Source organism: Nocardia sp. NPDC003269, assembly GCF_042888005.1.
Classification (GTDB): Bacteria; Actinomycetota; Actinomycetes; order Mycobacteriales; family Mycobacteriaceae; genus Nocardia.
The window spans coordinates 263,772-274,865 of record NZ_JBIAPA010000005.1 but is presented as its reverse complement, the minus strand read 5'-3'; the positions used below and the strand labels follow the sequence as shown (position 1 = coordinate 274,865).

Annotated in this window: 6 protein-coding genes; 3 read left to right on the top strand and 3 right to left on the bottom strand. The window is 64.9% G+C overall.

What is annotated here, in order from left to right:
• Window positions 1-164 precede the first annotated feature (164 nt).
• The gene (locus tag ACFYWJ_RS32530) at window positions 165-317 is read right to left on the bottom strand and encodes a hypothetical protein (protein ID WP_355280171.1); all 153 of its coding nucleotides are present in this window, start codon (window positions 315-317) and stop codon (window positions 165-167) included.
• Window positions 318-539: 222 nt separating this feature from the next.
• Between ACFYWJ_RS32530 and ACFYWJ_RS32525 the strand changes: the two genes are divergently transcribed.
• The 3 genes from ACFYWJ_RS32525 (at window position 540) to ACFYWJ_RS32515 (ending at window position 7,566) form a co-directional block, all read left to right on the top strand.
• On the top strand, window positions 540-2,480 hold the full coding sequence (locus ACFYWJ_RS32525; protein ID WP_355279788.1) for an N-6 DNA methylase: 1,941 nt from the start codon (window positions 540-542) through the stop codon (window positions 2,478-2,480).
• Between the two features lie 591 nt (window positions 2,481-3,071).
• Window positions 3,072-5,327 (top strand): N-6 DNA methylase, encoded by a 2,256-nt coding sequence (locus tag ACFYWJ_RS32520; RefSeq protein WP_355279791.1) that lies wholly within the window; start codon window positions 3,072-3,074, stop codon window positions 5,325-5,327.
• A 379-nt stretch (window positions 5,328-5,706) separates the two neighbouring features.
• A complete protein-coding gene (locus ACFYWJ_RS32515) occupies window positions 5,707-7,566 on the top strand; it encodes a DUF2075 domain-containing protein (protein ID WP_355279793.1) in 1,860 nt (619 codons plus the stop codon).
• 33 nt (window positions 7,567-7,599) lie between these two features.
• On the opposite strand, the gene ACFYWJ_RS32510 is transcribed toward ACFYWJ_RS32515, so the two are convergent.
• Window positions 7,600-9,732 (bottom strand): DEAD/DEAH box helicase, encoded by a 2,133-nt coding sequence (locus tag ACFYWJ_RS32510; protein WP_355279795.1) that lies wholly within the window; start codon window positions 9,730-9,732, stop codon window positions 7,600-7,602.
• A complete protein-coding gene (gene brxD, locus ACFYWJ_RS32505; RefSeq protein ID WP_355279797.1) occupies window positions 9,729-11,042 on the bottom strand; it encodes a BREX system ATP-binding protein BrxD in 1,314 nt (437 codons plus the stop codon). Before brxD ends, ACFYWJ_RS32510 begins: the two co-directional genes overlap by 4 nt.
• Window positions 11,043-11,094 lie beyond the last annotated feature (52 nt).

Here is an 11,094-nt window from a genome sequence, read left to right as displayed (position 1 = left end):
CCCGGAAGCTAAGGCCACCTGCGCCGATGGTACTGCACTCGACAGGGTGTGGGAGAGTAGGACACCGCCGGAACATCATTGCGAAAGGCCCTCCAACTTCGGTTGGAGGGACTTTTTGCGTCCTTCATCTGAATTACGTCAGGATGTAATCGAGAGGTCGGCAATCAGCGTCGCCAGCACCGATTCCTCTTGGGCGGCATCAGCTCACCGATCGCGCGTTCATCGATCTTGGCGAAAGCGTCATCCAGCAGAACAACACGGAGCGTGCGATCGGCATCGAGGAGGCCTGAAAGGTAGCCGTCTGCCGCAGCAAACAGTGCGACATAGTCTGCTCTGCGGTCGGCGGGAGGGTGCGCGGCCGATGGGTAAACGTAGCAGTTGAGCTATCTCACCAGAAAGCCGCTAACAATGCTTTCAAGACTTGCTCCGGTGAACATTGGACGTGAGCGCGGTGAATGTTGAAAACATCGTCAATCTCATTTGGTGTAACCTGGCGTTTGACGACCCCCTCCACGTGGTGGCAGATCGAAGGGAGGCAGATGTCGGACTCAACCGCCACAGTCGCCGCAGCGGAGATCGCCCGGATGGCAGGTGTCACCCGCGCGACTGTCAGCAATTGGCGCCGTAGGCACGCCGATTTCCCGGTCCCGGTGGCTGGCGGCTCCGAGGCTCGACCCCTGTTCGATCTCGGCGAGGTACAGCAATGGCTGCGTGGACACGGGGTGCAGTCCGCCGACTCACCGCTGCAGCACTTGCGCACCGCGCTGCGGTCCGGCGTCGACCCGGCCACCGTGCCCGCGCTGATGGAGCTGGTCGGTGACCTCACTTCGGCGCCGGATATGCCACTGCACGCAGCTCTTCGCGACACCATCGCCGCGACCGACGTCAAGCAGGTCCTGGATGTGCTCGCCGAGCGAGGCCTGGACGCGGTGCCGAGCACCGGTGTCTACCCGACCGACCCGCCCGTCGCCGCTCTCATGGCCGACATCCTCAAGGCCGCAGCTTCTCCACCGCCGAGCAGCCTGCTCGATCCCGCCTGCGGCAGTGGCACACTCCTTCTCGAAGCCGCCCGGATCGGTGCCACCGCGCTGTCCGGCCAGGACGTGCTCCCCGTTCAGGTAGCCCGCACCGCCGCTCTACTGCATGCGAGAGTCCCCGTCTCCACCGTTGACATCCGTACTGGTGACAGTCTGCTCGATGACGCCTTCCCCGGTGAGAAGTTCGACGGACTGCTAGCCAATCCTCCCTATGTGCAGCGTGATTGGGGTGCGGAGTCTTTGGCGGTCGACCTCCGCTGGGAGTACTCGGTGCCGCCGCGCGGTGAATCCGAACTCGCCTGGGTTCAGCACATTCTTGCGCACCTGCGTGTCGGAGGGACTGCCGTCGTTCTCCTTCCCCCTGCCGTCGCCTCCCGGACATCTGGTCGTCGAATCCGCATGGAGCTGCTCCGTGGCGGTGCCCTGCGTGCGGTGATCGCGCTGCCGCAGGGGGCATCGACACCACGCCAGGTAGGGCTCCAGATCTGGGTGCTGCGTCGTCCCGGCGCGGAACCCGCTGAATCGGTGCTGTTCACCGACTCTGCACGACTGCCTAGTCATGGTGACGCCCAATCAGATTGGCAAGTCCTCGCCGAACGCGTCCTCGACTCGTGGCGCGCCTTCGACCACGGTGACGTAGGCGCCGCCACTGTCGCCGACCTCGCTGCGGTCGTCCGAACGATGGACATCCTCGACGACGATGTCGACCTGACGCCGGCCCGCCGAGTCCGCGCCGCCATCGACCCCAGCAATGTGGCGGCCTCCGCATACGCGGCCATCGCCCTACTCGGCGAGCAACTCGCCGAACTAGTCAGCGTCGCCGAGACGGTAGAGGAATGGTCCATTCATAGCGACACCGCGCTGCGCACCGCCACCGTCGGTGATCTCGAACGAGGTGAGGCGGTTCGGCTTGTACCCACAACCCCTGAAGCCGCAGACCCCGACGCGCCCCAGCGTCCCGTGCTTTCCGGCCGGGATCTCCTCGCCGGACTGGGCCCATCCGGCCTCACCGGACCAGGTGTTGCGGTGTCCGCTGAACTGATTCGTGAAGGCGACGTCCTGGTGTCCCGATTCCGCGACGACCACGGCGCCGCCCAAAGCGCCCGCGTCGCCGAGGGTGCCGACATCGGTGCGGTCCCCGGCTCCGGCGTAATCGTCTTCCGGACCGACCCGACCAGGTTGGATCCCTGGTTCTTCGCGGGGTTCATCGGCAGTCCCGACAACTCGGCGGCGATGTTCGGCTCGACCACGATCCGGCTCGACCCGTCCCGATTGCGGATCCCGATCATGCGTCTCGCCGAGCAGAAGCCGTATGCGGAGGCTTTCCGCAGATTGCATCTGCTGCGAGTGGCGGCAGCTCGGACCGCGGATGCCGCCGTCAGTGCGGCCGAGCTGATCGGGACGGGGCTGACCGCGGGGGTACTGGCGCCGAGCCGCGAGTAGCGAATCCACGATTCGTGAAGCGGGACTGCGCTGCTCCCACGCGCTAGTCCGACCGGATGAGCGGAGAACTCCCGCCCGGAGAACCGGAACCGAGAGCGCATGTTCACGGGCGCGACAGCGTGGGTAGCCAGCAGAACAGCTGGCAGCCGCGGGGTTCGGTCCAGCACTAGCCACTCCAGTCAGCGGCGTAGTGTTACTACGCCCAGGATGCTACTGAAGGGGTTGCAGCGCAGAGGTGCGGTTCGCTGGTGACGTGAACTGGGAAAATTTCCTCATGATCACCAGGCTATCGCTGGCAGGTCGTCGCAATCAATGACATGTGACCTGTTGTACCATCGGAGGAGGTGGTGGCAGGGTTGAGACCCACAGTGCCACCACAACTTTCGAGGGGACCATGCCAACCGTCCAACCGCCTGTACCGCAGCGGCCCAACCGTCCGACCACTGTTCTCGGCCTCATCGGCACCCTGCTCGATGCTTTCCTATCTGGGCAGGCGGGATGGAAGCAAGCTATGCAGGTCGTGTTCCTCGCCATCATGCTGACAGCGACCGTGGTCGTGGCGTGCCTGGTCATCCGGTCTGGCTTGCCGTGGTGAGCGAATTGATCCCGCTCGACGAGTGTATGACAACGACCGAACTGGCAGCGGCGATCGGTGTGGATGCGGCATCGATCGCGCATTGGCGGGGTCGTGGACGAGGCTTCCCCGCAGGACGGACCGACGGCAGGGTACGCACATACCGTGTCGGTGACATTGTGCTCTGGTTGGATACCCGGGTGATTCCGGCCAGGAACAGGCGGGTGGAGGAGTCCGCCGACGCCACCTATGGCGCCCGGCTGCGGAGCCATCTCGCGGCCAGAACCATCGCGGTGTCGCTGCGATCCGGGCCGGATGATCCGGCACCGGCGGTCCGGGACGTGAAAGCGCTTGCTTCTCGCGGGTTCCCGGCAACGCCGCCTACCGCCGTGCTCGAGGCGGCGCTTTTGCTCACATTCGTGTGGGTCGTCGATGAAACTGCCTGGGGGCGAATCGAATCGCACTTCGGTCTGTTGGGACCGATCGCGGCAGAGGTTGATCCAGTGCTTCGAAAGCACGGCATCGCCCCAGTTGCGGCGACGGTGTTCGGCGAACTGCGTCCGACCCGGTTGGACGCCGCGCGACGGCTGGTGAATGTGGCTGCGGGACTGGGCGCCCAGGGATTCGCAGCGATCCACCGAGAGATTGCCGAAGCCGGGGGCGGGACACCGGCGACCTACCGCACGCCGCAAGCGGTGGCGGAGCTGATGGCCGGTTGCGCGAAACCTGCTATCGACGCCGTTTCCACGGTGGCGGATTTGTATTGCCGTCATGGCGAGCTGGTCACTGCCACTGTCGGATCCGCGCCGTCGGCCGATGTCCGGATGATAGGTCGCGACAGCGCGACGATGCGTCGGGTCCGCATGTTGCTGATCATGCGCGGTCACCAAGTCTCGGTCGAGGTCACCGGATCCGCACCATGGCGCCAGGCTTCGACCTTCAGAAGCGACGCGGTAGTGGTCAACCCGCCATTCAATCAACAGCTCGGCGACGTCGCGGTCACCTGGGATTACGGTGCACCGCCGGAGCGCCGCGCGAACTTCGCCTGGCTGCAGATGGCGCTTCGCGCCACCGCCGATCAGGGGCGCGCCGCGGTGCTGATGCCGGTCTCCGCGGCGGCCACATCTGATGAGCGCGAACGCGAAATCCGCACGAGCCTGGTCGAGCGGGGTGCCGTACGCGCGATCATCCGATTGTCGAGCGACCTGTTCCCGGTGTCTTCAGTGGATGCGACGGTGTGGGTTCTCGGACATCCGCGCAAAGGCGCGTCCGAGCCCCGCATCGTGATGGTCGACGCGACCACGCTGAAGTTCAAAACGAGCGAGCGTGAGCGGCCCGTCTTCGCCGGTGCCCAGCAGATCGCGGCGCTGGTGCGTGAGCCTTTCGAACTGGTGTCGGGGGAAACGCGCACCGTGATGATCGAACGAGCCGTCGGGCCTGCGCGGATCGTGGCTGTTCCGGTTTCGGTGGTCGCGGCACACGGCTATCTGCTCACACCGCATACGTATCTCAGTGCCGACGATGTCGCCGGTGCAGCACGGATCCGGCGCATCGAGGATGCCGGCCGCGCGGCAGAGACGGCATTGGGTGAAGCGCTGGTACCGGTTTCGGCTCCTACACCACTCCTACGCAACGACATTCAAGATTCTGGATACCCCGAGGGCTGGGAAGTTCGCAAGCTCGGCGAGCTGTGCGAGATCAAAGCCGGGCCGTCCAGACTCAAACGCTCCCTGATGGCGACCGGTGACGGCGCACGCATACCGGTGCTCCGGCCCAGCAGCCTCGAGGCCAGGCATATCCGCCGGTTAGGTCTGGATCGGACCACGGAGGCAGTCGCCCGGGATTTCGCGGACTACGGCTTGCGCGCCGACGACTTGCTCGTCGTCCGGGTCGGGCAGGTACAAGATGTCGCCATCGTGGGCGAAGACATGGACGGGTGGCTGTTCGACTCCAACCTGACCCGGCTCAGGGTGCGAACCGGCGTCGAGGTTCAGCCGCGCTACCTGCTCGAGTTCCTGCTCAGCAGGCGGACCAGTGATCGGATCCGGGCGACCGCGTCGGTGCATGTCGCACCAACCATGAGCGCGGGCGAGCTGGCCGAGCTCGACGTTCCGGTACCGCCGCTGGAGCAGCAGCAGGTGATCGTTGCCGCGTTGGTGCAGCGAGAGGCGCGGATCGTCTCTCTGCGGCGGGCGATTCGGGCGGAGGAGGAAATGCGAGACGTGCTGGCGGAAGCACTGGTTGGCGGCGTCATCGACATCGACGGGGTGTAAGGGCGGTTCAGTCGCTGTTCGGCGCGTTCATGGTGCCCTCGTCGAGTGGGAGGGTCACGCGGTATCGCCTCGTCGGGGCGAAGGCGACCGGTGCGCTGGTGACGACGCGCAGTTCGTATTCGAGGAGATAGCCGGCCGAACAGAAGCACTTCTTCTCCGGTCAGCTCCGGGGCGATGCTGTGCTGAGCAGGACGTCGTACATGGAGCCAGGTCACCGAGGTGGTGTCCGTCGGCTTGTCATCCCTGCGCGTCAGGGTGAGTTGAGACCACTGGTTCACAGCAACTACGATCTTGCTTGTCAGGTTGCGGCCCGACGGGCTTCCGCTGTCCGGATAGGCCCCCGCTGCACGAGGTTTCGTGCTGTCTAGGGGTGGAAGGCGTGGCGGAGAAGGCTGTGCGGGCGACTGCGGCCGAGGTGCTGACCTGGTCGATGGAGGCGGTCCTCGCAGACCTGCTCATCGAGCATCTGCAGCGGCGGGGTGGTGGATCGAAGTCCGAGACGCGGTCCTGGGAAGCCAGCCTTCCCCTGATCGCCCGCGACCTGCAGGATGTAGGCCTCGGGCAGGTCGAGATGTTGCTCGAGTACCGATTGCCTGCGACGAATTCCCGGGCAGATGTGATCCTCACCGGGGTGGATCCGAACACCGGTGAGGACAGCTACATGGTGGTCGAGCTCAAGCAGTGGAGCGAGGCGGAGCTGGCCTACAACAGCGACCGGATCGTTCGGGCCAGCGGTCTTCCACGTGAGCAGCTGCACCCGATCGACCAGGTGCGTGGCTACTGCAAGTACCTCTCGCAGTATGTCGAAGTGCTTCATGAGCGGCCGCACTCGGTGCATGGTGTCGCATACTTGCACAACGCTACCGAGAAATCGATCAGTACTCTGCGGGCCAGACAGCCCGATCGGTTCGGCCGGATGTTCACCAAGGATGGGCGGGAGGACTTCCTGAAGCTGCTGTCCACCCGGTTCACCCCTGATCCGGGCGCGGCTGCTGCAGATCGGTTGCTGGCGAGCCCGATTCGCCGTCGGTCGGATCTGCTGGCTTTCACGGCGTCGGAATTGAGGCATCCGACGGAGTTCTCGCTGCTGGACAATCAGGAGATCGCCTACCAGCGCGTGCTCGAGCAGGTCCGGCTGTCCCATCAGCAGGATGGGAAGAGCGTTGTGATCGTGACCGGCGGGCCGGGCAGCGGGAAGAGTCTTATCGCGGTCACGCTGCTGGCGGAACTGCACCGTGAGGGTAAGCGGGTCCGGCATGCGACCGGTTCGCAGGCGTTCACCGAGTCGCTGCGGAAGTACCCGGCGAAAGGCTCCACCGAGCTCAAGGGCCTGTTCCAGTACTACCGGACCTTCGCCAAGTACGACAAGAACGAACTCGACGTCCTGATTTGCGATGAGGCCCATCGTATCCGGGCTGTGTCGACGAACCGCTTCTCCAAGAAGGAGGAGCGGACCGGCCGGCCGCAGATCGACGAGCTCATCGCGGCCGCCAACGTTCCGGTGTTTCTCCTGGACGAGCATCAGGTCGTACGGCCGGGCGAGGTGGGGACCTATCGGGAGATTCACACCCATGCGACTCGGGCCGGATGCCAGGTCTATCACATCGAATTGGACGGACTGTTCCGATGCGGTGGTAGTGAGGAGTACGACGAGTGGGTCCGTCGGCTGGTCGGTTTGCGGGTCGGCGGACCGACCGTATGGGCAGGGGATCCCAATTTCGAGGTTCGGGTGGCCAGCTCACCTCAGCAGATGCAGGATTTTCTGCGGGAGAAGAGCAAGGCTGGGGAGATCGCGCGGATCACCGCCGGGTACTGCTGGCCGTGGAGTGCGCCGAATGATGACGGCAGCCTCGTCGACGACGTTCGTATCGGCGGATGGTCGATGCCGTGGAATCTCAAGGAGGACAGGTCGGTCAACGGCATTCCGTCCCGGTTGTTCTGGGCGACCGACCCAGCCGGTTTCGAGCAGGTCGGTTGCGTCTACACCGCACAGGGTTTCGAATACGACTGGGCGGGGGTCATCATCGGCCCCGATCTGGTGATTCGAGGCGGGCGTCTGACGAGTGTGCGGGAGGGTAACGTGGACAGTGCCATGCGGGCCAAGAACCTGTTCGACCAGGAGTTCGATCAGTTGATCCGCAACGTCTACAAGGTGTTGCTCACCCGCGGGATGAAGGGTGTGACCATCTACTCCACCGATCGTGAAACCCAGGATTTCCTTGCCGGTTTGGTGCCGTGATCAGATCCCGACGTGGGTCGTATCGAGGCGGAATCAGTTCACCCGGAATCGTATCGGCTCGCTGAGTACCTGCGCGGCGCCGTCGACATCGGCCAGCCGAGCGGAAACAGTGGCGGCAGCCATATTCTGCGGGAGCACGTCGGAGAACTTCAGCCCCCGCATCGCACGTTCGTCGGCTTTGGGCAGCACCACGTTCCCATCGCGGCCGCGTTGGTCGGCGATCGCATCGCGCCAGATTTCAGCGGTGAGATCGGCGCGAAGGCGGATGCTGAAATCGTTCAGGCGCTGGACCGGGTCCACGACGGATTCCAAGGTGGCAGCAAGGGTCGCGTTGGCCCGGAACCCTGCCCAGGTCCACCACCGGACGGCGTCACCCGACCGTTCCACCACGGTGCCGTCGGTATGGGCGGCATCGATGTCCCTGGTGGCCCTGAGGTCGTCTAGCAGGCTCCGTCCCCGCCGGGTGAGCCCGACCGGCGGGTCGATTCCGGCGAGCACATCGCGCATCGCTCGACTCAGCGCGAACGACAGTCCGCGGATCCCGGCACCCGACCATTTGGCGACTCCGCCGGAATCAGCGGGCTCGACAAAAGCTCGCCGCCGCGACCAGTCGATGTAGGTGACGTGCCAGCTACGGCCGGCCAGCAGCAGAATCCGTAGACCAGCTGTATCGGAGGTCAGTACCGAGGGATCGGTGTGGCCGATTTCTTGTCGGCCCGCCAGAACGGTGAACTGCGGGGGAGCAGTGAACGCGGCAGTCAGATCGAGGAAATGTCTTTTGCCGAAGCGTTTCTCGGCGCTCGGTCCGATATGGAGCAGGCCGCCGTCGTCAGCCAGGTGCCCGTCCTGGATCAGATGACGCAGGATCGGTGTGGCCGAGATGTCGAACGGTGCCAGCCCGTTCCATTCCTGCGGCCAGATCCGGTCGCCGAGGCTGTGCTGTTGCAAGGTCACTGCGAGCAGCTGTTGGGCGACGAGGTGGCGTGGCTCCGGTGGGGCAGTGACGGGCTCGACCCAGCCGCGTCCCCATAACAAGAGAAGACCGGCCGCTTGCAGGAAAGCGTCGTCGGTGGTGGCCAGGAACAGGCAGTTCCGAATCGTGCCTGCACGGCGCCCGGTTCGGCCGATGCGTTGCAGGAACGAAGCAACAGTTGCCGGGGAGTCGATTTGGATGACGCGATCCAGATCGCCGACATCGATGCCGAGCTCCAGCGTCGACGTCGACACGATGACGCAGTCCCGCGCTTCGGCGAATGCTTCCTCGGCCCTTCGCCGTTCGTCGACGGACAACGACGCATGGGAGAGGAACACCGTAACCTGCCGCGTCCGCAGGGCGGCCCCGAGCTCCTCCACCTGGCGGCGTGAGTCGCAGAAGACCAGTCGTTTCTCGCCCCGGTGCAGTGCGGCAATGATTTTGGCGGCATTCTCCAGCGAGCCGACATAGTCGAGTTCGACATCGCCGGGCGGCGGCGATGCGTTTTTCCCCGGAGTGGGCAGTGTGACGCCAGGCGCCACGACCTGCCCGGGTCGGGTTCCGGCACCGGAGCCTTGGAGCCAGGTGAGCAGGTCGGCCGGATTACCGACCGTGGCAGACAGCCCGATTCGCTGAATCGGCCGCTCGGTGATCCGCTGGAGTCGTTCCAGGACCGCCAGCAGGTGCCAGCCGCGATCGTCGCCGGCGAAAGCGTGCACTTCGTCGACCACCACGGCACAGACGTTGCCGAGAAGCTGGTGGTGATCGGTCTTCGTTCCGATCAGCATGGCTTCCAACGATTCCGGGGTTGTCAGCAGAATGTCGGGTTGCTCCCGGCGGATCCGATCGCGAACAGAGTTGGTGATGTCTCCGTGCCACAATGCTGCACGGCGCCCCACCCATTGCGCGTAGCCATCGATGCGTGGAGCGAGGTTGTTCAGCAGTGCTTTCAACGGACACAGATACAGTACCGAAGTTCCGGTCCATTGCTGGAGTGACATCGCACTTATCAGCGGAAAGGATGCGGCTTCGGTCTTACCGCCCGCGGTGGGTGCCAGCAGTACCGCATCCTCACCGTCGAGCAATGGTGCAATTGCTTGTTCCTGGAGTGGTCGCAATCCCGGCCAGCCGAGGGTGTTGACGATGTGGTGCACCACCACCGGATCGAGCCGGTCCCACACCGCCTCGCTCACAGCTCGAGGTCGATCTCGTCGGCGCTGACGAGATTGCGCTCGACATCGGTCAATTCGGTGGTGTTGATCGTGAGCTGATAGTGCTGCCGCGGGTCGAACTCGGGGAACTGGTCGATTCGGTCGAGCACATCGCCCACGAGCTTCTTGAGAAACACCCGGGGCGCAATGCCGACCTTCCCGCCCAGCGACCCGCTGACCGCCGTGGCGAGGTCGGCCACATAGGCGTTGTCCGCGACCTGCCGGATGCGGCCCGGATCGGTGCTTCCTTCGGCGTAGAGGTCGCGGATCGTGGCACCGAGAGCATTGAGCGATTCGGCCGTGAACCCGGACAGCCGCAACTGGACGGCTCGCGGGTTGTCGAACCGCGGGTCGGTGGTGAAGTCGGTGGCCAGTCGTTGCGCCAACGGCGCCAGCCGCTGCACACCCTGCTGCCCGTCGTAGAAAGCCGGCGTGCCGGTGATCAACAGATACAGACCCGGGAATCGGCCCGAATGAACTTCGTCGATGAGCTGTCGAAGCGCGTTGAGTGCCTTATCCCTGGCATCGGAGCGGACCCGCTGCAGGGTCTCGACCTCGTCGAGGACCAGTAGCAGCCCCCGGTGACCGCTGTCGCGCAGCACGGTGAGCAGACCCTGGAGAAATCCGAAAGCTCCGAAATGGTCGAGTTCACCACGGACACCAGCCGCGCGCCTAGCCGCCGCGGCAACATTCGGCTGGCCACCCAGCCAGGCCAGAATCGCCGCCGCTGTCGCCTCATCGTTGTTCAGCAGCGCCTGGTGGTAGCCACGCAGCGCGGTGGCGAACGACGGCGCGTGCCGGGAAACCTCGGCCAGGCGCGCCGACATCAGCTCCGCGACGGCGGTCGGAAGTTTCTCCTCGTCGGCGCCCGCCGCGAGTGCATCCTCTTCGAGGGCGTAGAACCATGCATCCACCACCGGACGCAGCGCACTGGGCGGAAAGCTGGAGGTTGTCAGCTGCTCGGTGACGCGGCGGTACACGGTCTCGAGTTTGTGCAACGGCGTCTCGGTCTCCGAGATCTGAACTTCGGCGACAGCGAAACCCTTCCTCCGCGCCCGTTCCCCGAGCCAGCGGGAAAAGAACGTCTTACCCGATCCGTATTCACCGCGGACAGCTTTGAACACCGCACCACCGGAGGCAACAGTGTCCAGCTCGGTATCGAGCGCGGATTCGAACCGGTCGAGGCCGGTGGCGAGAAGATCCAACCCGTTGCCAGGGACCGCGCCGCGGCGCAGCGCATCGATGACATCGCGCCGGCGCACGGCGCTGACCGGGGCAGGAACGCTGTTCACCGTCCAATCCTCGCACGGAGCGTGAGCGGCTCACGTCCGGTTGCCCGTGGCT